The sequence below is a fragment of the Candidatus Ponderosibacter sp. Uisw_141_02 genome (genome assembly GCF_048087665.1).
Lineage (GTDB): Bacteria > Pseudomonadota > Alphaproteobacteria > Puniceispirillales > Puniceispirillaceae > UBA3439.
Genome location: NZ_CP159807.1, coordinates 509,993 through 532,283, shown reverse-complemented (window position 1 = coordinate 532,283; position 22,291 = coordinate 509,993). Strand labels below are relative to the sequence as shown.

At 50.9% G+C, this 22,291-nt stretch carries 19 protein-coding genes; 11 read left to right on the top strand and 8 right to left on the bottom strand.

The annotated features are described in order from the left end of the window. Window positions 1-31: 31 nt before the first annotated feature. Both dnaG and ABXT40_RS02650 read right to left on the bottom strand, forming a co-directional pair. Window positions 32-1,714 carry a DNA primase gene (gene dnaG, locus ABXT40_RS02655; RefSeq protein ID WP_443646294.1) on the bottom strand — a complete coding sequence of 561 codons (1,683 nt, stop codon included), beginning with the start codon at window positions 1,712-1,714 and terminating at the stop codon, window positions 32-34. Between the two features lie 223 nt (window positions 1,715-1,937). Then, on the bottom strand, window positions 1,938-2,399 hold the full coding sequence (locus tag ABXT40_RS02650; protein WP_443646293.1) for a GatB/YqeY domain-containing protein: 462 nt from the start codon (window positions 2,397-2,399) through the stop codon (window positions 1,938-1,940). 190 nt (window positions 2,400-2,589) lie between these two features. On the opposite strand from ABXT40_RS02650, the gene carA reads away from it, so the two are divergent. From carA to greA, 3 genes are all read left to right on the top strand, one after another. After that, a complete protein-coding gene (gene carA, locus ABXT40_RS02645) occupies window positions 2,590-3,783 on the top strand; it encodes a glutamine-hydrolyzing carbamoyl-phosphate synthase small subunit (RefSeq protein ID WP_443646292.1) in 1,194 nt (397 codons plus the stop codon). Window positions 3,784-3,786: 3 nt separating this feature from the next. Next, a complete protein-coding gene (gene carB, locus ABXT40_RS02640) occupies window positions 3,787-7,035 on the top strand; it encodes a carbamoyl-phosphate synthase large subunit (protein WP_443646291.1) in 3,249 nt (1,082 codons plus the stop codon). Window positions 7,036-7,103: 68 nt separating this feature from the next. Beyond that, window positions 7,104-7,592, top strand: a complete 489-nt coding sequence (gene greA, locus ABXT40_RS02635) for a transcription elongation factor GreA (RefSeq protein ID WP_443646290.1) — start codon at window positions 7,104-7,106, stop codon at window positions 7,590-7,592. Window positions 7,593-7,670: 78 nt separating this feature from the next. Here greA and ABXT40_RS02630 read toward each other — a convergent pair whose 3' ends face one another. Next, on the bottom strand, window positions 7,671-8,150 hold the full coding sequence (locus ABXT40_RS02630) for an Lrp/AsnC family transcriptional regulator (RefSeq protein ID WP_443646289.1): 480 nt from the start codon (window positions 8,148-8,150) through the stop codon (window positions 7,671-7,673). A gap of 155 nt (window positions 8,151-8,305) precedes the next feature. On the opposite strand from ABXT40_RS02630, the gene ABXT40_RS02625 reads away from it, so the two are divergent. Next, window positions 8,306-9,352 (top strand): mitochondrial fission ELM1 family protein, encoded by a 1,047-nt coding sequence (locus ABXT40_RS02625; RefSeq protein WP_443646288.1) that lies wholly within the window; start codon window positions 8,306-8,308, stop codon window positions 9,350-9,352. Window positions 9,353-9,397: 45 nt separating this feature from the next. On the opposite strand, the gene msrP is transcribed toward ABXT40_RS02625, so the two are convergent. Both msrP and ABXT40_RS02615 read right to left on the bottom strand, forming a co-directional pair. Further along, a complete protein-coding gene (msrP, locus tag ABXT40_RS02620) occupies window positions 9,398-10,375 on the bottom strand; it encodes a protein-methionine-sulfoxide reductase catalytic subunit MsrP (RefSeq protein WP_443646287.1) in 978 nt (325 codons plus the stop codon). A 112-nt stretch (window positions 10,376-10,487) separates the two neighbouring features. Next, window positions 10,488-11,690 (bottom strand): pyridoxal phosphate-dependent aminotransferase, encoded by a 1,203-nt coding sequence (locus ABXT40_RS02615; RefSeq protein WP_443646286.1) that lies wholly within the window; start codon window positions 11,688-11,690, stop codon window positions 10,488-10,490. A 111-nt stretch (window positions 11,691-11,801) separates the two neighbouring features. Between ABXT40_RS02615 and uvrB the strand changes: the two genes are divergently transcribed. The 4 genes from uvrB (at window position 11,802) to moaD (ending at window position 17,467) form a co-directional block, all read left to right on the top strand. Further along, a complete protein-coding gene (gene uvrB, locus ABXT40_RS02610) occupies window positions 11,802-13,931 on the top strand; it encodes an excinuclease ABC subunit UvrB (RefSeq protein ID WP_443646285.1) in 2,130 nt (709 codons plus the stop codon). Window positions 13,932-14,551: 620 nt separating this feature from the next. Next, window positions 14,552-16,435, top strand: coding sequence for an excinuclease ABC subunit UvrC (gene uvrC / locus ABXT40_RS02605; protein WP_443646284.1), 1,884 nt, complete (start codon window positions 14,552-14,554; stop codon window positions 16,433-16,435). Between the two features lie 81 nt (window positions 16,436-16,516). Next, a complete protein-coding gene (pgsA, locus tag ABXT40_RS02600) occupies window positions 16,517-17,086 on the top strand; it encodes a CDP-diacylglycerol--glycerol-3-phosphate 3-phosphatidyltransferase (RefSeq protein WP_443646283.1) in 570 nt (189 codons plus the stop codon). Between the two features lie 129 nt (window positions 17,087-17,215). Continuing rightward, window positions 17,216-17,467, top strand: coding sequence for a molybdopterin converting factor subunit 1 (gene moaD / locus ABXT40_RS02595; protein ID WP_443646282.1), 252 nt, complete (start codon window positions 17,216-17,218; stop codon window positions 17,465-17,467). Between the two features lie 69 nt (window positions 17,468-17,536). Here the strand turns inward: moaD and ABXT40_RS02590 are convergent, their stop codons facing one another. Beyond that, window positions 17,537-18,412, bottom strand: coding sequence for a branched-chain amino acid aminotransferase (locus tag ABXT40_RS02590; RefSeq protein ID WP_443646281.1), 876 nt, complete (start codon window positions 18,410-18,412; stop codon window positions 17,537-17,539). 121 nt (window positions 18,413-18,533) lie between these two features. Here ABXT40_RS02590 and ABXT40_RS02585 point away from each other — a divergent pair, with 121 nt between their 5' ends. The 3 genes from ABXT40_RS02585 (at window position 18,534) to ABXT40_RS02575 (ending at window position 21,187) form a co-directional block, all read left to right on the top strand. Further along, complete coding sequence (locus ABXT40_RS02585; RefSeq protein WP_443646280.1) at window positions 18,534-19,034, top strand: MarR family winged helix-turn-helix transcriptional regulator; 501 nt, start codon at window positions 18,534-18,536, stop codon at window positions 19,032-19,034. Window positions 19,035-19,159: 125 nt separating this feature from the next. Continuing rightward, on the top strand, window positions 19,160-19,855 hold the full coding sequence (locus tag ABXT40_RS02580; RefSeq protein WP_443646279.1) for a response regulator transcription factor: 696 nt from the start codon (window positions 19,160-19,162) through the stop codon (window positions 19,853-19,855). Between the two features lie 12 nt (window positions 19,856-19,867). Then, window positions 19,868-21,187: an ATP-binding protein gene (locus ABXT40_RS02575; protein ID WP_443646278.1), complete on the top strand. Its 1,320-nt coding sequence runs from the start codon at window positions 19,868-19,870 to the stop codon at window positions 21,185-21,187. Here ABXT40_RS02575 and ABXT40_RS02570 read toward each other — a convergent pair. Beyond that, complete coding sequence (locus tag ABXT40_RS02570) at window positions 21,184-21,522, bottom strand: tRNA-binding protein (RefSeq protein ID WP_443646277.1); 339 nt, start codon at window positions 21,520-21,522, stop codon at window positions 21,184-21,186. The two genes, ABXT40_RS02575 and ABXT40_RS02570, sit on opposite strands and share 4 nt — an antisense overlap. Beyond that, complete coding sequence (locus ABXT40_RS02565; protein ID WP_443646276.1) at window positions 21,515-22,198, bottom strand: hypothetical protein; 684 nt, start codon at window positions 22,196-22,198, stop codon at window positions 21,515-21,517. The genes ABXT40_RS02570 and ABXT40_RS02565 overlap by 8 nt, the downstream gene beginning before the upstream one ends. Between the last annotated feature and the right edge of the window lie 93 nt (window positions 22,199-22,291).

Sequence of the window (22,291 nt, the reverse complement as noted above, 5' to 3'; positions counted from 1 at the left end):
GCAGAGCCTGTGGGCAAAGGCCCGGTATTATCTATTTTTTTGGGGTGCCGGCCTGCGAAAACAATCCGGACTTACCGCCGACAAGTTGAAGTAATTCATCTAAATGTATCGCAGCTTTGTCATTTGACAATTGGTGCGGGTCAAATGGCAGTCTGGCTTTCATATCATCCCCCGTCACTGCCGCCAATACATCACCTGAATTCGATCCTTGTAGATGATAGTTTATCGCTGCTGCGTCAAGGTCTGGATCGCGGATTACCGCGTCAATAAGTGCTTTTTTCAGCCTTTCGAGTGATTGATCCCCCGAATCGAGCATCGACAAAGCCTCAAAATTGGCAGAAACCAAGGATGGATGCGCCAATAACAGCGCCACAACCGCACGATGTCGATTAATCAGCCCTGTTTGTGGCCGAGACGCACGCCGCGGCGCCACCATTGAAGATATGCCGCGGATTTGATTACGCATTGCGGCGATTCGGCTTTCAATTTCATCACCATAGGCACTTCGCACGTGATTATTGCCAATGCTGCGAACATGGCCGCGAACCACCTGCCAGAATTGCGCCCGCGCCTCGGGCTGGCGAATATCAAATTTGGCCTGACTCTGTTCCCACAAAATATCAACAAGTGACCGCGCCGTGTCAATCACTTTGCGAAACCCCTCAGGCCCGCTTGCCGCAATCAGATCGTCAGGGTCTTTGCCTTCAGGAAGCACCGCCAGCCGCGCCGATCGTCCAGGCTCGAGAAGCGGTAAAATCCGTTCAAGCGCCCGCGTTTGCGCCCGCTGTCCGGCAGCATCACCGTCAAAACACAAAACCGGTTCATCATGCAATTTCCATAACAGCGCAATCTGTTCGGGCGTCAAGGCGGTGCCAAGCGGGGCCACTGCCGCGGCAGCGCCACTGTGATGAATGGCAATCACATCCATATAACCTTCAGCAACTACAAGCGGCAGATTCCGGCGAAGCCCTTCGCGCGCTTGAACCCAGCCATATAGGACGGCTTTTTTGGAAAATGTCGGCCCCTCGCCCGAATTCAGATATTTTGGTTGGGCATCACCAAGCGCCCGCGCGCCAAAGGCAATCACCTTGCCTTGTCTGTTTTCGATCGGAAACATGACGCGATCACGAAAATAATCATAAAGACTGCCATCGCGATCCGATTTGCGGATGACACCGGCGACAAGCATATCCTCATCGGAAAAGCCCTTATCCTTTAATGCGGCACGCAGCCCCATTCGCGGCGAATAGCCAATCCGGTAGGTTTTCACAATCGCCGAATCAAGCCCACGCTGCTTTAAATAGCGGGTTGCATCGCGGCCATCATCACGCCGCAATGCGTCTTCGAAAAACAAGGTCGTTTCTTCCAGAATATCGAGCGCGGCCTTGCGCTGACGTGATGCGGCCGGATCTTGTGGCACTGTGCGCGGCACGGCCAATCCAGCCATTTCGGCAAGACGTTCAACCGCTTCCATAAATTCCAAACCGTCCATTTCACGAAGAAACGAAATCGCATCGCCATGAACGCCACACCCAAAACAATGATAGAAACCATCATCGTCAACAACTGAAAAAGACGGGGTTTTTTCGGCATGGAACGGGCATAGACCACTATGACGGCGGCCTTTGCGGATCAGCTTCACCCGCCGTCCAACAACATCAGACAGCGGCACGCGTTGACGAAGATCTTCGATAAATTCGGGCGGCACCGCCATAATTCAAAGCTCCGCTTGGTTGGTCAGCAAAAGGGCATTTAGTGATGGGGTCACTGCTCGCCAGCAACCATGGGGTACCGATATCATAAACGTGGGCATCAAAACCACCAAATTTGGGCAAGGCCAATTAATATAACGTCAGGCGCGTCTAATCAGCATGCCGCAAAACTGTGACGAATACCGCAACGAATAACGAGAATCTTCGGCATGATCAAAAGACCAATCAGCCGTTTCCCATCAGAGCTGTCTTGACCGCCTGACTGGCCGCCGAAAAATCCATCTGGCCAGCGTAATTGCTTTTCAAAAAGCCCATGACCTGTCCCATATCCTTGACCGATGCTGCGCCTGTCTGTTCAATGGCAGCGGCAATTGCCACACTCATTTCATCATCACTTAGCTGGGCTGGCAAAAATTCTTTGATGATGGCAATTTCGGCTTCTTCAGCGGCGGCCAGTTCGGGACGCCCACCATCATTATACATTTTTGCTGATTCGGTGCGTTGCTTTATCATAGTCTGTAACAGGCCAAGGATATCATCATCGCTGATGCCATCAGGATTACCATTGCCTCTTGCCGCGATGTCACGATCTTTCAGGGCAGCCATGATAAGCCGCATCGTGCCTAGTGCTGCCTGATCCTTATCCTTTAATGCCTGCTTCATTGCTGCTGCAATATTTTCGCGCATGAGAATGTAATCCTTTATGAAACCAATCAAGGTGTCGCCCCGACCAAACGACGCGGTTTTACGCGACTAAACCAAATGCCGCAAGCCCTCCTGCTTTGGCTTGACCAATGGCGTCCGCTCGGGTAAGACAACAGCCGTTTGGCAAACATTTGTTTGCTAACGGGTTTCTTATAACAGGATATGGGATCAAATGGGGCAGAAAATCAAGTCTGGCCAGTATTTTGCTGCGCTTCGCGCCAATCGGGATAATCCGACAGCAGCCCTCATTCTTGAAGATGGATCTGTCTTCACCGGCTATGGATTCGGTGCCGCCACCAGCAATGTTGGCGAAATATGTTTCAACACATCAATGACTGGCTATCAAGAAATTCTAACCGATCCTTCCTATGCCGGACAGATCATCACCTTCACCTTTCCGCATATTGGCAATGTTGGCGCCAATGATCAGGATTTCGAGACCATTACACCGGCCGCCTTGGGATTGATCGTTCGTCAAGCCGTCACCAATCCGGCAAGCTGGCGGGCAACAAGCGATCTTGATAGCTGGCTGAAAACACATAATCTGCCTGGGATTAGCGGCATTGACACGCGCGCGCTAACCCGCCGCATCCGCGATCTTGGCGCACCACGCGGCGCTTTGTGTTGTGCGCCTGATGGCAATATTGATATTGACGCGCTAAAGGCACAGGCTGCCGCATGGCCTGGTCTGAAAAATATGGATCTTGCGGTTGATGTTACCTGCGACAATCCACACGATTGGCATCAGGGAAGCTGGCAGATGGACAAATCAGCCCATCTTGAAACGCCATCCAAATATAAAGTTGTGGCTATGGATTTTGGCTGCAAACACAATATTTTGCGCAGTCTTGAAGACGCCGGCTGTGCAGTTCATGTTGTGCCAGCTAACGCCACAGCTGACGAAATCATGGCTTTGCAGCCAGACGGGGTGTTTTTATCAAATGGCCCGGGTGATCCAGCTGCAACCGCCGCTTATGCTGGCCCACAAATTGCAAAGCTGATTGATCAAAATATGCCGGTTTTTGGCATTTGCATCGGTCATCAGCTTATGGCCCTGGCGCTTGGTGCCAAAACCCACAAAATGGACCGCGGTCATCGCGGCGCTAATCATCCGGTCAAAGACCTTGCCACTGGCAAGATCGAGATCACCAGTCAGAATCATGGGTTTGTGGTCGATCCGGACAGCCTGCCTGCCGAATTGGAAGTGTCGCATATTTCGCTGTTCGATAAATCGGTCGAAGGGCTGCGCCATACCAGCAAACCTGCCTTTTGTGTTCAATATCACCCCGAATCATCACCCGGACCACATGATTCGCGGTATCTATTTGAACGATTTACCGACCTGATGGAAAAAACGAGAGCTTAAGATATGCCGCGCCGCAACGATATCAAATCTATTCTCATTATCGGCGCCGGCCCCATTATTATTGGGCAGGCCTGCGAATTTGACTATTCTGGCGCACAGGCCTGTAAGGCATTGAAGGCCGATGGCTATCGCATCATTCTGGTCAATTCCAATCCAGCAACGATCATGACTGATCCAGACATGGCCGACGCCACCTATATCGAGCCAATCACCCCGGGCATCGTTGCCAAAATCATCGAAGCCGAGCGCCCCGACGCATTATTGCCGACAATGGGTGGTCAAACCGCGCTGAATACCGCGCTTTCGCTTTACAATGATGGCACTTTGGAAAAATACGGCGTTGAAATGATTGGCGCACGAACTGCCTCAATAGAAATGGCCGAAGACCGAGAATTATTTCGTCTGGCGATGGAACGGATTGAGCTTGAATGCGCCCGCGCCAGCACGGTCAATAATTTTGCCGATGCACTGGCTGCCCTTGATAAGGTTGGTTTGCCAGCGATTATTCGCCCATCTTTCACCCTTGGTGGTGAAGGTGGCGGTGTTGCTTATAACCGCGCCGAATTTGAAACCATCGTTGGCAATGGTCTTCGCCTGTCACCAGTGTCAGAAGTGCTGATTGAAGAGTCGCTTCTTGGCTGGAAAGAATTTGAGATGGAGGTTGTGCGCGACACGACCGATAATTGCATCATCATCTGTTCAATCGAAAATATTGATCCGATGGGTGTCCATACTGGCGATTCGGTTACGGTTGCCCCCGCGCTGACCCTGACCGACAAGGAATATCAGGTGCTTCGTGATGCTTCATTGGCGGTGCTTCGTGAAATTGGCGTCGATACTGGCGGGTCAAATGTGCAATTTGCCGTTTGCCCAAACACCGGCCGTGTCATTGTGATCGAGATGAACCCGCGCGTCAGCCGCTCATCAGCGCTTGCATCAAAAGCAACCGGTTTTCCGATTGCCAAAGTCGCTGCCAAATTGGCGGTGGGATATCGGCTTGACGAGCTGGTCAATGACATTACCGGCGTCACCCCAGCCAGTTTTGAGCCAACCATTGATTATGTTGTGACCAAAATTCCGCGCTTTACCTTTGAAAAATTTGCCGGTGCCGATCAGAATCTTTCGACCTCGATGAAATCGGTTGGCGAGGCCATGGCGGTTGGCCGGTCATTTGAAGAAAGCCTGCAAAAGGCGCTTCGCTCGATGGAAATTGGCCTGACTGGTTTGAACAATGTCGATATGCCTGCACCTGATAGCGCGCTTGGCGAAGACCCGCTTCGCGGCTGGCTTGGCGAGCTGGTTCCAAACCGGATTTTACGCATTGCGATGGCATTGCGAAGCGGTATGTCAATTGCCGAAGTGCATAGCGCAACAAGCTGGGATATCTGGTTTCTGGAACGGATTGCGGCCATTATTGAGGCTGAAAACGCCGTTATCGATAATGGCTTGCCAGATGATGCGGTATCGCTTCGCCATCTGAAATCACTTGGCTTTGCCGACAACCGCCTTGCCGAGCTTGCCAATCTTGATGATGCCACCGTTCGGGCGATGCGCGTAACCCTAGGGGTCAAACCTGTCTATAAGCGGATTGATACTTGCGCTGCCGAATTTGCATCTGATACCGCCTATATGTATTCAACCTATGAAGTCACCGGTCAGGCCGAATGTGAGTCTGATCCAAGTGACCGGAAAAAAATTGTCATCCTTGGCGGCGGGCCAAACCGCATTGGTCAGGGAATCGAATTTGACTATTGCTGTGTTCATGCTTGCTATGCGCTGTCGGAGGCGGGCTATGAAACCATCATGATCAATTGTAACCCGGAAACGGTGTCAACCGATTATGACACGTCCGACCGGCTGTATTTTGAGCCTTTGACAGACGAAGATGTGATTTCGGTTATCAAACGCGAGGCCGAAAAGGGCGATTTGCGCGGCGTTATCGTTCAGCTTGGTGGCCAAACCCCGCTGAAAATCGCCGCCGCCTTGGAAGTCGAAGGCATCCCCATCCTTGGCACCAGCCCGGATGCAATCGACCTTGCCGAAGACCGTGAACGTTTTCAGAAACTCATACAAAAGCTGGACCTGTTGCAGCCCGAAAATGGCATCGCCCATTCGGCTGAAGAAGCCCGCGCAATTGTTGACCGTATCGGCTTGCCGGTTGTCATACGGCCATCCTATGTTCTTGGTGGGCGGGCAATGGAAGTCGTTCACCAGATCACCGATCTTGAACGCTATATGCGTGATGCCGTTGTTGTATCGGGAACCAACCCTGTATTGATTGACAGTTTTCTCAATAATGCCATCGAAGTTGATGTTGATGCGTTATGCGACGGCACTGATGTCTATATCGGCGGCATCATGGAACATATCGAAGAAGCGGGTATTCATTCTGGCGATTCGGCCTGTTCGTTACCGCCACAGCATTTGTCTGACGAAATTCTTGCTGAAATCCGCCGCCAAACCTCCGAGCTTGCCTTTGCCTTGAATGTTGTCGGTTTGATGAATATCCAATTCGCCATCCGCGAAGATAAAATCTATCTTCTTGAGGTGAATCCGCGCGGCAGCCGCACGGTGCCGTTTGTGGCGAAAACCACCGGCGTTCCGCTTGCCAAAATCGCCTCACGCGTGATGGCTGGTGAAAAGCTAGCAAGCTTTAATCTCAAGGATCTTGATTTGCCGCATGTCGCGGTGAAAGAAGCGGTTTTCCCATTTGCCCGCTTCCCCGGTGTTGATGTGTTCCTTGGCCCTGAAATGAAATCAACGGGCGAGGTCATGGGCATTGACCGCAGCTTTGGCGCGGCATTTGCCAAAAGTCAGCAAGGGGCCGGTGTTGATTTGCCGCTATCAGGCACTGTCTTTATTTCGGTCAAGGATGAAGACAAACAAGCCTTTGTCGAAATTTGCCAAAACCTTGTCGAAGACGGCTTTAAGATTCTGGCAACCGGCGGTACTACCGATGCTTTGAACGCGACAGGGGTTCCGGCAACACGGATCAATAAGGTGATGGAAGGTAGGCCGCATGCTGTTGATGCGATGCTGTCTGGCGAAATTCAGCTTGTTTTCAACACAGCCAAGGGTGCTGGGGCGATCAAGGATTCTTTCTCGCTTCGGCAAAATGCCCTCACCAATAAAATCCCCTATTACACAACGGCTTCCGGAAGCCGCGCCGCGGCTGAAGCCATTCGCGCCCTTCGTCAAGGACAGCTTGGTGTTCGCACCTTGCAGGATTATCTTGCAGATATTAAGCGTTAACCGTTAACCTACGGTAATACTATTGGGTAACGCCGCTTCGCGGCTCGCGTAAATGGATTTGTAAAACGATGGAAAAAATACCTTTCACCCCACAGGGGCTTGATGTCATTAAAGAAGAGCTTGCGCATCTCAAAGGCACCGAGCGTCAGGCAGTGATTAATGCCATTGCCGTTGCCCGCGAACATGGTGATTTGTCGGAAAACGCCGAATATCACGCTGCGCGTGAAAAACAATCATTCATCGAAGGGCGTATTTCCGAGCTTGAAGATGTGACAAGCCGCGCCGAAGTTATCGATGCCGATAAGTTAAATGGCGAAAAAGTGACATTCGGCACCAGCGTTGGTGTTGTTGACGAAGAAACCGACGAAGAAGCGCTTTATCATATTGTCGGGCCTTACGAGACCGATATTTCCAAACGCATGATTTCAACATCATCACCTATTGCGCGGGCCGTCATTGGCAAAAGCGTTGGTGACTCGGTTGAGGTGCAAACCCCGGGCGGCGTGCGGTCTTATGAGATATTGTCAATCGCCTTGTTTGACATCACCAAGGTTTAGGAAAATCAACCAAGCTTTAGCAAAACCGAACCAGGCTTGGCGGTTGCTAGGTTTGGCGGTTGCTAGGTTTGGCAGTCTCTAGGTTTGGCTGATTGGCACGCCAACAAGCTGTTTTGCCGACCGGATCGACAAGGCGGTTTTCACATGGCTGACATTTTTTGCTGGTGTCAGATGGCTGGTCAGGAATTTCTGGAAATCATCCCAATCATGCGCAACGATTTTCAATAGAAAATCGGTTTCGCCCATCAGCATATGGCATTCGCGCACTTGCGGCCATGTCGATACCAGCGTTTCAAAATCCTGCAAATCGGTTTCGGCCTGGCTGGTCAGGCCAACAAAGGCAAATACCTGAACGCTATAGCCAAGCGCGTCCGAATCGATGTCGGCATGATAGCCTTTGATAATACCCGCATCTTCCAGCGCGCGAACCCGCCGAAGGCATGGCGGTGCCGAAATACCGGCATTTTTGGCAAGATCGACATTCGTCATGCGTCCATGATCTTGCAAATCATGCAAAATTTGCCGATCAACCGAGTCCAGTTTGATTTTTTCAGCCATAAATACAGCGCCAGCAGTGATAAAGCGTTACGTTACGACCTGCATAATAGACGCGCCACGCATCATTCGACAAGCGATATTGCGTAATATTATTGCCTGAAGACCGCGCTCAAGTTACTTATAGTTATCAACCCGACCAAGATGGAGACATCGCCTTGCCCACATCCACCCCTTTGCCACCATCGGGCAAAACCGCCGAAACCAATGGTAAAAAACCCCAGATTTGGGTGATTAGCGATGGCACGGCAGGCATGCGGCTGCAGGCAATTGCGCTTGGCGAGGCGTTGATCGCTGCCGACATAACAAACCAGACCAGCCTTGCCGATATCGTCATCAAACCGTCTTGGTGGCTTCGGCATTTGCCGCGGCTTGTTCCTTTCCTGCCAAAGGCATTGTTATCACCATGGCTTGGGTCAATTGGGGGTCGGCTAAACAAGGACAAACCGGCAATTATCATCACTTGTGGTCGGCGCATGGCGGGAACGTCGATTGCGCTTAACCGACTTTCAAAGGCATATGCGGTTGGCACCCGTACAATCCATATTCAAGATCCGCGCTTGCCGCCGCATTATTTTGATATGTTGATCGTGCCCAAACATGATCCGGCACGCGGCGCAAATGTTGTGACAAGCCTAGCATCGTTAAACCGTCTTGATATGCCGAAAATCGCCGATGCGGCAAGTCAGCTTAATGAGAAATGGCGCGCCCTTCCCGCGCCGCGCGTGGCGGTGCTGCTTGGCGGAACCAACCAGCGCTATGCTATTTCGGCGATGATGGCAAAGGATATGGCAAAACGGCTTGCCGATTTTGCCACCAAAACTGGCGCTAGCCTTGCGCTCATCCCATCACGGCGCACACCTGCTAATCTTGTTAGCCAGCTTACTGCCGCGCTTGGGTCATGGCCCTATGCGGTTATGGATCAGGCCGAAAACAATCCCTATCCGGGAATTTTGGGGCTCGTTGATGCGGTGATTGTTACATCTGATTCGGTCAATATGATTTCTGAGGCTACAATCACCGGCCTGCCAGTTCTGATTGTCGAATGGCAAAGCGAGACCGGTCGGATTGGCGCGTTTCATGATGCGATGATGGCAGCGGGGCATATTGCTCCAATGCGCGACCAGCTTCCGCAAGACGGCTTTACCCCGCTTGTTGAAATGCCCACGATTGTAAAATCGGTTTTGGCGCGGCTTAACAGCTAAAGTGCCGTCATCCGCGCCAAAGGTAATTGATGAAATAAAAAGTAATCAGTGAAATAATTTGCGGCCATCATTGGGGAACATCCCATCATAAAGACCGGCAACCTGTTCACCATATCCGTTATAGATTTGCGTTCTTACATTCTTATTACTACCAAGCAGCCGTTCGGTTTTTTGCGACCAACGCGGATGCGGCACATCGGGATTTACATTCGCCCAAAATCCATATTCATTTCCATTCAACTGTTCCCAAAAAGACACGGGCTGTTTGTCGGTAAAGGTAAAGCGCGTAATTGATTTGACCGATTTAAATCCATATTTCCACGGTGTCACCAACCGGATTGGCGCACCGTTCTGCGCTGGCATTGGCTTGCCGTAAATGCCGGTTGCCAAAAAGGCCAGTTCATTTGTGGCTTCGGCAAGGGTTAGCCCCTCAACATAGGGCCATGGATACCAGCTTTGCTTTTGCCCGGGGGCAATTGATGGGTCAAGGAAGGTTTCCATTTGCAAATATTTGGCTTCGGGCTTTGGCTTTGCCAATTTGACCAAATTGGCCAATGGTACCCCGCTCCACGGCACCGCCATCGCCCATGCCTCAACACAGCGATGCCGGTAAAGGCGTTCTTCCAACCCGCCTGCCTTGGCAATCAAATCTTCGGCATCAAGCTGTATTTCAGTTTCAACCAAGCCGTCAATTGTGACCATCCATGGATCGGTAACCAGCTTTTGCGCCCGTTTCCAGATATTCTTTGATGATCCAAATTCATAGAAATTCGTATAGGTTGTTGCATCATCTTCAGGTGTGATATCGCGGTCTAGCCGATAGGCCATATTGCGCGGCGCTGGATATCCTTCGATGGCAGCAACCGCCGCCGCCGCAAACCCGCCAACACCAGTCAAGGCCGTCGTCAGTCCAAGACCGGCAAAGCCTGCAGCGCGAAGCCATTCTCGGCGGTTGAGGTAGATATGTTCAGATGTTGCATCGGCTTCAGCCATAGCCCAGCTTGGGCGTTTTTTGATCAGCATTAGCTATCTCCTTCGGCGATAAGGCTTTGCTCATCTCTATGTCTACCGGGTCAATATGGCAAAGATGCGGCATAATCTTGCGGCACCTGCACCGATCGTGACATCAGATATCTCACGACAGGCTGGCGGTTACTTTCGCAATTCTTTGCATCGCATCGGCCAAAACATCATCCGCCGCGGCATATGAGATTCGGAAATAGGGCGACAGACCAAACGCAACTCCCGGCACCACCGCCACTTCACCCGCCTCAAGAAGATAGCTGACAAAATCGCTATCGCTCTCGATAATTTTACCATCAGGCCGCTTTTTCCCAATCAATTTGGCAATCGAGGGATAGACATAAAAAGCCCCATCGGGAAGCGGGCAATCAATCCCGTCAATTTTGTTCAGCGCTTCACAAACAAGCTGGCGACGACGGGCAAAGGCAGCGCGGTTTTCAGCCATGAAATCCAACGGCCCGTCCAGTGCGGCAATCGCCGCATATTGTGCCATTGAATTCGGACTTGATGTTGATTGCGATTGCACCTTTGCCATTGCCTTGATCAATGGCACCGGCCCACTGCCATAGCCAATACGCCAGCCAGTCATGCAATAGGATTTTGACACGCCATTGACGGTTAGAATACGGTCTTGCAGATCGGGCGCAATCGTTGCCATGGTCACAAATTTGAAATCGTCATAAACCAGATGTTCATAGATATCGTCACTGATCAAATGCAATTGCGGGTGGCGACGCATGACCGCGGCAAACGCCATCAAATCATCCGCATCATAGCCAACCCCGCCCGGGTTTGACGGGCTGTTCAGGATAAGCCATTTGCTATTTGGCGTAATGGCCGCTTCCAGATCTTCGGCGCTAATCTTCATGGGATTGGCACCGCTTCCCCTTACAAAGACCGGTTTTGCCTCGCAAATTTCGACAATGCCGGCAAAGCTAACCCAGTAAGGTGTTGGAATAATCACTTCATCGCTTGGGTTCAGACTGGCCATTAGCGCGTTAAACAAAACCTGCTTGCCACCGGTGCTTACCGTAATCATATCCGCTGTACAGGTAACGTTGTTTTCACGCGCAAATTTGCGGCAGATCGCTTGCTTCAATTCGGGGATACCGTCAACTTGCGTATATTTTGTCTTGCCTGCTTTCATCGCCGCATTCGCAGCATCTTTGATATGCTGCGGCGTATCAAAATCAGGCTCACCAGCAGCAAGCCCAATTACCTTGCGGCCTGCAGCTTTCATATTCAATGCCATGTCGGTAATCGACACGGTTGGTGATGGCGCGATGCGGTTTAGCCTGTCCGAAATAAGGCCCATTGATCCGGTCTCCTTTCCCCTTTGAAATTTATGGGGTGCTTTGTGGTTTAGGACAAGTGCTTTTCGCCGCGCCCCCTTTCTTCTTTGGGCGAACATGCCTATCTTAGGGGCATGAACGAAACCAGTAACGACAATCTCATCATCACCCGATCAAGCGGCCCGGCAAATTTTGACCTAACCTCAGAATTTAAACCGGCTGGTGATCAGCCAACTGCGATTGCCGAATTGATCGAAGGCATTCAAACGGGTGAACGCGATCAGGTTCTGCTTGGGGTGACAGGATCAGGCAAAACCTTTACCGCCGCGCATGTCATCCAGCAGATCAAACGGCCAACGCTGATTTTAGCGCCAAACAAAACATTGGCCGCCCAGCTCTATGGCGAGATGAAGTCGTTATTCCCCAATAATGCTGTCGAATATTTCGTTTCCTATTATGATTATTACCAGCCCGAAGCCTATGTGCCGCGATCCGATACCTATATCGAAAAAGAATCGTCAATCAATGAACAGATTGACCGGATGCGCCATTCGGCAACCCGCGCCCTTCTTGAACGTGACGATGTTATCATTGTCGCGTCGGTATCATGTATCTATGGCATTGGTTCGGTTGAAACCTATTCCAGCATGACGATGAAATTGGGTGCTGGTGAAACGGTCTCACGACAAGTTTTGCTGCGCCAGCTGACCGAGCTTCAATATCGCCGCAATGATACAAATTTTGTGCGTGGCGCATTTCGGGTTCGCGGTGACTCGGTTGAATTATTTCCGGCGCATCTTGAAGATAGCGCCTGGCGTATTTCGCTTTTTGGCGATGAGATCGAAGCCATTTTTGAATTTGACCCACTAACCGGCTCAAAAAATGCGAAACTGGATAGCATCACAATTTTCGCCAATTCGCATTATGTAACGCCGCGGCCAACCTTGCAGCAGGCCTGCAAGCAGATCAAACAGGAACTCAAAGGCCGCATTGCCGAATTCACCGCCAATAACCAGCTTCTCGAAGCCCAGCGTATCGAACAACGCACGCAATTTGATGTTGAAATGATCGAAGCGACGGGCGCTTGTGCCGGAATTGAAAATTATTCGCGCTATCTTTCTGGTCGTGGGCCGGGCGAACCACCGCCAACGCTGTTTGAATATCTGCCAGAAAATGCACTTTTGATCATTGATGAAAGCCATGTCACCGTTCCCCAGCTTGGCGCGATGTATAAGGGCGATTTTGCACGCAAATCAACCTTGTCAAATTATGGCTTTCGGTTGCCATCATGCCTTGATAACCGGCCTTTGAAATTCGAAGAATGGGAAGGATTCAGGCCACAAACCATTTTTGTTTCGGCCACCCCGGGCAAATGGGAGCTAGAGCGAACCGGCGGTGTCTTTAGTGAACAGGTGGTGCGGCCAACAGGATTGATTGATCCAGATTGTATTGTTCGGCCAACGGTCAATCAGGTTGATGATATCATTGCCGAATGCCGTGACGTTGCCGCCAAGGGTCAGCGTGCGCTGATTACAACCCTGACCAAAAAGATGGCCGAAGCCTTGTCCGAATATATGTATGAGTCAGGATTGCGCGTTCGCTATCTGCATTCAGACATTGATACGCTTGAACGGATCGAAATCATGCGCGATCTGCGCCTTGGCGTATTTGATGTGCTGATCGGCATTAACCTGCTTCGTGAGGGGCTTGATATCCCCGAATGTTCGCTTGTTGGCATTTTGGACGCTGATAAGGAAGGCTATCTTCGGTCGCGAACGTCACTTATCCAGACCATCGGGCGCGCCGCGCGAAATCTCGATGGCCGCGTTATCCTTTACGGCGACCGCATAACCGATTCAATGCAATATGCGCTGGATGAAACCAACCGGCGGCGCGAGCGCCAAACAGCCTATAACAAAGCCCATGGCATTACGCCTGAATCGGTTCGCAAAGACATCGCTGATGTTCTGGATTCGGTTTATGAACGTGGTGACCATCTAACGCCGCAAGCGGGTGCCAAATCAGGCGATCTGATCGGCAGCAATTTCAAAACCGTGCTTGCTGATCTTGAAACCAATATGAAAGCCGCTGCGGCCAATCTTGAATTTGAGGAAGCGGCACGATTGCGCGATGAAATTCGCCGCATGGAAGCCGCCCAGCTTGGCCTGTTTGAACCCGGGGTTCCATCCGCCATTGCCGAAAGGCATGGGTTTCCTGCTGGTACCCCCGGCGCGCCAATTAAAAAGCGTGGACGGCGGCGCTAAAGCTGATAAAAGCCAAAGAACCAAGGTGTCACACCGCTTTGCGCCAATTGCAAAAATCACTGTAAAACAGCGGCTAATCGCCAGTGGTTTTGCACAAGTTCTGCAAAAATGCCTTGATTCGGTTAGCTGGCTTTAGAATTTACGCCGATTGAACGTCTTTTTGCCCTTGAAATATGTTAACTATCTGTATTAATTTAATTTTAATTTTATGCCTATTTTTTAGGCAAAGGGTAATTTGTCGTAGAAAAACAGTACGCCATAAAAAAATTTAGGGGTTTTTCCACAGGTTTATCCACAGCAATCGGGGAAAACAATTTTTAGCATTTCCGAAGATAAAATCTAGTTGATTCGCAAATTCCGCATTTGCGCCGCAAGGCAGCAACCATATCCTTGTATTCCGGCGCAAATCATCGATCGGTCACTAATGAATCGAGGTCGAAGATCATTGGCATGATTTGAAAATCGCCACATTTCCGACTGCGACAATGACTTTGCTTGGGAAATTTTTTATACTGCTATTCGTGTCGGGACGCGCACCAAACCGCCGTCAAGAATTCGGCAATCATAAGCCAGCAAACAACGCCAGAACCGCGGCCAAACCCCAATAGGTGAGACATAAAGTGGAAGACGCACAGAACATGCCGCCAAATTTGAAACGCGGTATTGCCTATTTGAAAACCGAGCTTAAGACCTTGCCAAGTCAGCCCGGGGTTTACCGTATGCAAAATGCGGCTGGCGAGGTGCTTTATGTTGGTAAGGCGCGCAATCTTGTTCGCCGCGTTACAAACTACACCCAGCCAAATCGCCTATCCAACCGGATCATGCGCATGGTTGGCGAAACCCAAAAATTAGAGGTCATTGTCACAAAATCCGAAATCGAAGCACTGCTGCTTGAATCAAATCTGATCAAGAAAATGCAACCACGATATAATATCTTGCTTCGTGACGATAAAAGCCTGCCGCAAATTCTGCTAACCGACGATCATGAATTTGGCCAATTGACCAAACATCGTGGCCGGAAAAACCGCAAAGGCGACTATTTCGGACCATTTGCCTCGGCCGGATCGGTCAACCGCACCGTAGCCGACCTTGCCCGCGCCTTTATGCTTCGCACCTGTTCTGACAATGTGTTTGCAAGTCGCACGCGCCCCTGTTTGCAATATCAGATCAAACGTTGCTCGGGGCCTTGTGTCGGGCTTGTTAGCCGCGAAGATTACGCCAAGCAAATGGCGCAAGCCCGCCGTTTCCTAAATGGCGAATCCGCCAATGTGCAGCGTGAATATGCCGCCCGCATGCATGCGGCGGCTGAAACGCTGGAATTTGAAACGGCGGCGATCTGGCGCAACCGCATTCGCGCCTTGACCGGTATTCAGGCCAATCAAGACATCAATCTACCAACTGTCAGTGATGCTGATATCATCGCTGCGGCGCGAAGTGGCGAGCGAAGCTGCATTCAGATTTTCTTTATCCGTGGCGGATCAAATTATGGCAACCGGTCCTATTTTCTGGCGCATCTTGCTGATACCCCAGCCCATGAGGTGATTGGTGCCTTTATCGGCCAATTTTATGAAGATAAAGAACCGCCTGCCGAAATCATGCTTAGCGAAATGCCCGAAGATCACCGCCTGTTAAGCGAGGCATTGACCCGTAATGCAGGCCATAAGGTCACGCTTAGCTGTCCAGTGCGCGGCGATCGGCGCAAAGTCACAACAATGGCGCTTAAAAATGCCGAAGAAGCGCTTGCCCGCCATCTTGCCAACGCATCATCACAACGCCGTCTTTTGCGCGAACTGGCAGCCGCGCTTGATCTGGCTGAACCACCAACGCGCATTGAAATTTATGATAATTCGCATATTCAAGGCAAACATGCGGTTGGCGGCATGGTTGTTGCGGGGCCAGAAGGTTTCGAAAAGGGCGCCTATCGCCGCTTTAACATCAAGGATGAAGGCAAATTTGCAACGGCCATTGGTGATGATTTTGCCATGATGCGGCAGGTGATCCATCGGCGATTTTCACGCGCCTTGAAAGAAGATGCCGACCGCCAATCGGGCAATTGGCCTGATTTGCTGTTGATTGATGGCGGCGTTGGCCAGCTATCGGCCGTGCATGAGGCACTTGATGATCTTGGGCTTGTTGATCTAAACGTCGTTGCCATTTCAAAAGGGCCTGACCGGCATGCCGGACGCGAACAATTTCATATCCGTGGCCGCGCCAGCTTTACCCTTGCACCCGACAGCGCAGCAATGCATTTTCTGCAACGGCTTCGTGACGAATCACATCGCTATGCCATCGGCGCGCATCGCGCCAAACGAACCAAGACCGAATTCACCAATCCGTTAGACGCGGTTCCGGGCATTGGGCCAAAACGCAAAAAGGCACTTTTGGCGCATTTTGGCTCGGCGCGCGCGGTTTCTGCCGCTGGGCTTAGCGATTTAGAAGCGGTTGAGGGAATTTCGAAAAAATATGCTCAACAAATCTATGATTGGTTCTATAGTGGCTCTTAGATAGTCCAGTTGGTTCACCTGAACCATCTTTAAGGGCTAAATTATAAACTAGGCTTTTCGCAAAGGATCGCAGGCGCATTCATGTTTACACTTGCTTCGCTTCCAAATTGGATGACCGTTATGCGCATTGCCATCACGCCGCTGATTGCGGTTTTGATCTGGAGTGACGTCGCGCCATTCTATTACCAATTGGCGCTGTATCTCTATACAATCGCCAGCGTCACTGATTATGTTGACGGCTATATTGCGCGGCGGCTTAAAGTTGAATCGCCGTTTGGCGAGATGCTGGATCCGATCGCCGATAAATTGCTGATTGCGGCGGTGTTGCTGGCGCTTGCCAGTGTGCAAACAAGTGGATGGCTGTTTTTGGTACCAGCTTTGATAATTCTCATTCGTGAATTTATGATTTCGGGATTGCGCGAATATCTGGCGAAACAAAATGTATCAGCACCCGTCACCAAGCTTGCCAAATGGAAAACAACCGCGCAGATTCTGGCGCTTGGCTTTTTGATGGGTGCGCCGGGCTTTCCGGGCTTTCCTTTCGCGCATGAGATTGGGCTAATCCTTTTATGGATTGCCGCAATTCTGACCGTGCAGACAGGGTCAGGCTATGTCAGGGGTGCCTTGGGGCATGTAAATAGTCTTCGCTAGGCTGCATCATTGCCGCAAAATCACGATTAGGCCTTGATTGACCGCATTGGCTGTTGAATCATAGCAAGGCAAAAATTGGCAGCTTCGTGATTACCGACTGCCCAACAATGATAAATGAGACCATAGATAATGAAAATTATGTATTTTGCATGGCTAAAGGAACATACCGGCTGTTCTTTTGAAGATATGCCCATCCCAGATGGCGTTGATACTGTTGGCGCCCTGATCCCGCATATCACATGTAAATCAGCTGGTCATAAAACCGCTTTACAAAATCTTGATGCGGTTCGGGTTGCGGTCAACCGTGTTTATGGTGACCTTGCCACGCCGATTGGCGATCGTGACGAAGTTGCCTTTTTCCCGCCCGTTACCGGCGGCTAAGAAAAAGCCACCAACCGCATGCGGTTCGTGGCTCTTGCAATCTTCAAATCATTTCGGACGTTGGATCAATTAGGCGTGAACCAATGCGCTATAGCCTTCAACCATTTTGCGGCAAATTTCACCCGGGGTGAATTGATAGTCACCGATTCTAGAAACCGGCGTAACCTCGGCTGCCGTGCCGGTTAAAAAACATTCCCGCATTGCGCCTAACTCATCTGGCTTAATGTGCCGTTCGACCACTTCAATTTGCATTGATTTGGCCATCGAAATCACGCTTTGGCGCGTGATGCCATTCAAGAAACAATCGGCAATCGGTGTATGAAGCGTGCCGGCATCATCAACAAAAAACACATTGGCGCCGGTGGCCTCGGCAACATAGCCGCGATAATCCATCATCAATGCATCTTGAAAGCCCTTGCGCTCAGCCTCATGTTTCGACAGCGTGCAAATCATATAAAGACCGGCTGCCTTGGCATGAACCGGTGCTGATTCGGGCGATGGCCGTTTCCAGCTCGCAATATCAAGCGTAATGCCCTTCATTTTGGTTTCAGGGTCAAAATAGCTTGGCCATTCCCATGCAGCAATCGCCAGATGCGCGGTTGTTTGCTGCGCAGAAATCGCCATCATTTCGGAACCGCGCCAACAATAGGCCCGCACATAACCATCAACAATGTTATTGGCTTCGATAACCGCCTGTTTGGCAGCATCCACCGCATCATCTGGAATCGGCAGATCAAAATCCAACAATTTGCTTGATTGGCGGAGCCGAACCGTATGTTCGCGCCCTTTGAAGATTTTACCGGCATAGACGCGCTCGCCTTCGAACACCAGACTGGCATAATGCAGCCCGTGACTTAACGTATGCGCTTTTGCGTCACGCCATGGCACAATTTCGCCATCCATCCAAATGCTACCATCGCGATCATCAAACGGAATCAATGCCATATCCTGCTCTCCCTAAAAACAGCCAAAGCGTTTATCTCACGAATTTAAATGGTTCCATTTCGGCCATTTCATGCTAAAGACTAGATGTTTTTTTTACCACTTACATTCTATATTGGTCAACATGGCTGACGTAAAACCAATTGGCAAGGCTCTTTTTCTCCGCGAAGAAGAATTGCGCCGCGGCATTGAATTAATGTTTTTCGCTTACCGCGATTTCACCGGTGAAGCCGACTCGATTCTTGCTGAACAGAATATGGGGCGTGCGCATCATCGGGCAATCTATTTTATTGGTCGCAACCCCGGAATCACGGTAAGTGATCTTTTGACCATCCTTTGCATCACCAAACAAAGCCTGTCGCGTGTTCTGTCTGGATTGATGCAAGATGGCTATGTCGCGCAAAAACCGGGGGCAACTGACCGCCGCCAGCGTTTGCTATATCTTACCGAAACCGGCATTGCGCTTGAATCACGCCTAACCTCGTTGCAGGGGCGCCGTTTTGCCGCTGCCTATCGTGAAGCCGGTGTTGATGCAGTTGATGGCTTCCAACGGGTATTGCGAGGATTACTCGACAGCTATACGATTGACCAGATTGCGCAGCAAGATCAGGCAAGTGATATCTGATTACGACGATTACGCCAATCGAGTCGAAATGACCAGAATTGGGCTAAATTGAATTGACGTGAAATTGAGTTGAATTGACGGGCCTTAAATTCACTGAACCCAGCATTCAATCATAGAGGGGCTTTATGTCAGAGCATCACATCCTTGTCATCGATGATGATGAACGACTTCGCATTCTGCTTCGCCGGTTTCTCGAAGAAAGCGGCTTTCGCGTCACTGATGCTGGCAATGCCAGCGAAGCGCGCAAAATTCTGCAAGGCATTGCCTTTGATCTTTTGGTTGTTGATATCATGATGCCTGGTGAAACGGGGCTTGAATTTCTGGCTGATATTCGGAAAAACAATGCAGTGCCTGCGCTGTTCCTAACCGCAATGTCCGACACGGAAAACCGCATTGAAGGGCTAGAGGCGGGTGCTGATGATTATATGTCAAAGCCATTTGAGCCGCGCGAACTTGTGCTGCGGATCAAACGTATTCTCCAGCGCAACCGCAGCAATGACCATTTTGACATGCAAATCAATTTTGGCCCGTTTCTGTTTGATCCCGATACCGGCATGTTATCGAAATCAGGCGACCGGCTGCATATCACAACGGCCGAGCAACAGCTTTTGACCAGTTTCGGCAAACGCCCCAATCAAATCCTATCGCGTGATGATCTTGGCGCAGCGCTTGATGGGCGCATGGAAGGCCGGTCAATTGATGTGGCTGTTGCCCGACTTCGCCGCAAGCTAGAGCCTGACCCCCGCCATCCTGTTTATCTGCAAACTGTGCGGAACCGTGGCTGGATGCTGCGCACCGACAGCGCCGCACCAAAACGTTAGGCAGGGCTGATCATGCAATTGCGCGAATTTCTTCCCAAAACCCTGTTTGGCCGCATGCTGTCAATCATTTTGGTGCCAATGATTTTTGTGCAGGTCATTACCGTTTTCATTTTCTATGAACGTCACTGGGATACTGTCACCCGCCATATGGCGCAAAACCTAGCTGGCGAAATAGCCTTGCTGATTAGTGATATTGGCACAAATCCAGATCCTGAGAGCATCACGGCCATCACCGAAAAAGGCTGGAAATATTTTAGCTTTCCGATTGATTTTCAAGCGGGCGCGGTTTTGCCTGCCACCTCAATCGCCCCGCCGGAAACCTATGCCGAAACCATGCTTCGGCGTGAGTTGAAACGGCAGATCAAACTGCCCTGGATTCTTGATATCAGCACTGACCCAAATCTGATTTTCATTGATCTGCAAATGGAAAATGGCGTTTTGCGGATCTATGCAGGTCGTAAACGGATCTTTAGCTCAACAAGCTGGACCTTTATTGGTTGGACGGTTGGCAGTTCAATCATTCTGTTTGGCATTGCCTTGATGTTTCTTCGCGGACAGGTGCGCCCAATCCACCGTTTGGCCGCAGCGGCACGCCAGCTTGGGCTTGGACGCGCTGCCCCCGATTACCGGCTTGAGGGGGCGCGCGAGGTTCGACTTGCTGGCCGCGCCTTTCAGGCAATGCGCTATCGCATCATGCGGCAATTGAATGAACGCACCGAAATGCTTGCCGGCGTTAGTCATGATTTGCGCACGCCACTGACTCGCATGCGTCTTCAACTGGCCTTGATGACCGATAATGAAGACACCAAAGCTATCAGCAGCGATATCAGCGAGATGGAAGAAATGATTGACGGCTATCTTGCGTTTGCCGCTGGCGAGGGTGACGAGACTCCGCAAGAATTGGCGGTTGATGAGCTTTTGAACCGGCTGGTGACACAAGCGCAAAAAAGCCACAAATTTGATATCACCCTATCACCAGTCAAGGATGAGATTCCGGCGTTCCCGATGCGGCGCAATGCCATCCAGCGCGCCTTTTCCAACATCATTTCCAATGCCATTCGCTATTCAACCAAAACCATTGTGGCAATCCGCATACGCAATGATGAAGTGATCATTACCTTTGATGATAATGGTGCTGGCATTCCGCAAGAACGCCGCGCCGATGCAATACGCCCCTTTATCCGGCTTGAAGAATCACGCAACCGACGCACCGGCGGTGCCGGTCTTGGCCTGTCGATTACCAGTGATGTGATCCTAAGCCATGGCGGCGAGCTAACGCTTGGTGACTCGCCGCTTGGCGGGCTTCGTGTTGCGATCAAATTACCTGTCTAAAACAGTTTTCCACCATCTGGCACCGGCTGATCTGGCATGACCAGCACAACCTCGCCTGCGGCATCCGGCACGCCAAGCGTCAAGACTTCTGACATAAATGGCCCAATCTGGCGCGGTGGAAAATTGACCACTGCCATGACTTTTTTGCCAATCAATTCGTCTAGCTGGTAATGGGTGGTAATTTGCGCGGATGATTTGCGCGTTCCCAGCGGCGCACCAAAATCAATCTCCAGCTTATAGGCGGGCTTGCGCGCTTCGGGAAAAGGCCGGGCCGCAACAATCGTTCCGCATCTGATATCGAGTTTCAGAAAATCGTCAAATGACGCCTCAGTCATTATCAACACCATACCACCTCGCTGATGCGTCATCATGATGATCTTGATCGGCTTGGTCGCCATGCTTGCCGCCAAACAGGCGAAGGCTGACGCCCCATTCTTCGGCTTTCACCATCCGTTGATCGAGCATTTTCATGGTTGCTGCAAGATCAGGACTGTCATCTTTCATCCAAACGCGTGCTGTTGCCAAAAATACCGCAACAACCCCTTTGACCCGCAACATGCCTTTTAACCCCTGCGCAGGATCACCAGCCATCACCAGAACACGCCGCACCACGGCTTCCAGCCCATCAAGCAAACGCAACGCCAATTCAGGATGGCAACGAGCCGACCGGTTCAACTGATCAATCTGCGCACGATATGGGGCATAGGTTTCAAACCGGTGAAGCAGGCCCTCGATGATTTTCTCACGAATAGATACCTCACCAGCATCCTCAATATCGTCAAAACTTTCCATGACTGATTGGTGATCCAGCGCGGCCATCTTGGCCAGAGCCAGTCTTTGCACACTGCCGCCAAGGGCGCCTGCCAAACCATGCTCAATACCTGCCATATCGGCAACCATATCAAGACTAATCTTATCGATTTCATGCGTGGCCAAAAGCGCCCATGCCGCATCGGCAAGCGCGGCGCGTTTTTCATCATTTGAGTGCGGAGAGGCAGTATCCTGCAACATCAGACATCCTTTTCATAAATTTGTATAACAGTCTGAACAGATGATGGCACCGTTCAACAGCTGCAACAAATATAGCACAGATTCGGCATGAAA

Excerpts from the sequence above, each read along its gene's own strand:
- dnaG (WP_443646294.1), bottom strand. The coding sequence starts at position 1,714 with ATGGCGGTGCCGCCCGAATTTATCGAAGATCTTCGTCAACGCGTGCCG.
- ABXT40_RS02650 (WP_443646293.1), bottom strand. The coding sequence starts at position 2,399 with ATGCGCGAAAATATTGCAGCAGCAATGAAGCAGGCATTAAAGGATAAG.
- carA (WP_443646292.1), top strand. The coding sequence starts at position 2,590 with ATGGGGCAGAAAATCAAGTCTGGCCAGTATTTTGCTGCGCTTCGCGCC.
- carB (WP_443646291.1), top strand. The coding sequence starts at position 3,787 with ATGCCGCGCCGCAACGATATCAAATCTATTCTCATTATCGGCGCCGGC.
- greA (WP_443646290.1), top strand. The coding sequence starts at position 7,104 with ATGGAAAAAATACCTTTCACCCCACAGGGGCTTGATGTCATTAAAGAA.
- ABXT40_RS02630 (WP_443646289.1), bottom strand. The coding sequence starts at position 8,150 with ATGGCTGAAAAAATCAAACTGGACTCGGTTGATCGGCAAATTTTGCAT.
- msrP (WP_443646287.1), bottom strand. The coding sequence starts at position 10,375 with ATGCTGATCAAAAAACGCCCAAGCTGGGCTATGGCTGAAGCCGATGCA.
- ABXT40_RS02615 (WP_443646286.1), bottom strand. The coding sequence starts at position 11,690 with ATGGGCCTTATTTCGGACAGGCTAAACCGCATCGCGCCATCACCAACC.
- uvrB (WP_443646285.1), top strand. The coding sequence starts at position 11,802 with ATGAACGAAACCAGTAACGACAATCTCATCATCACCCGATCAAGCGGC.
- pgsA (WP_443646283.1), top strand. The coding sequence starts at position 16,517 with ATGTTTACACTTGCTTCGCTTCCAAATTGGATGACCGTTATGCGCATT.
- moaD (WP_443646282.1), top strand. The coding sequence starts at position 17,216 with ATGAAAATTATGTATTTTGCATGGCTAAAGGAACATACCGGCTGTTCT.
- ABXT40_RS02590 (WP_443646281.1), bottom strand. The coding sequence starts at position 18,412 with ATGGCATTGATTCCGTTTGATGATCGCGATGGTAGCATTTGGATGGAT.
- ABXT40_RS02585 (WP_443646280.1), top strand. The coding sequence starts at position 18,534 with ATGGCTGACGTAAAACCAATTGGCAAGGCTCTTTTTCTCCGCGAAGAA.
- ABXT40_RS02580 (WP_443646279.1), top strand. The coding sequence starts at position 19,160 with ATGTCAGAGCATCACATCCTTGTCATCGATGATGATGAACGACTTCGC.
- ABXT40_RS02575 (WP_443646278.1), top strand. The coding sequence starts at position 19,868 with ATGCAATTGCGCGAATTTCTTCCCAAAACCCTGTTTGGCCGCATGCTG.
- ABXT40_RS02570 (WP_443646277.1), bottom strand. The coding sequence starts at position 21,522 with ATGACTGAGGCGTCATTTGACGATTTTCTGAAACTCGATATCAGATGC.
- ABXT40_RS02565 (WP_443646276.1), bottom strand. The coding sequence starts at position 22,198 with ATGTTGCAGGATACTGCCTCTCCGCACTCAAATGATGAAAAACGCGCC.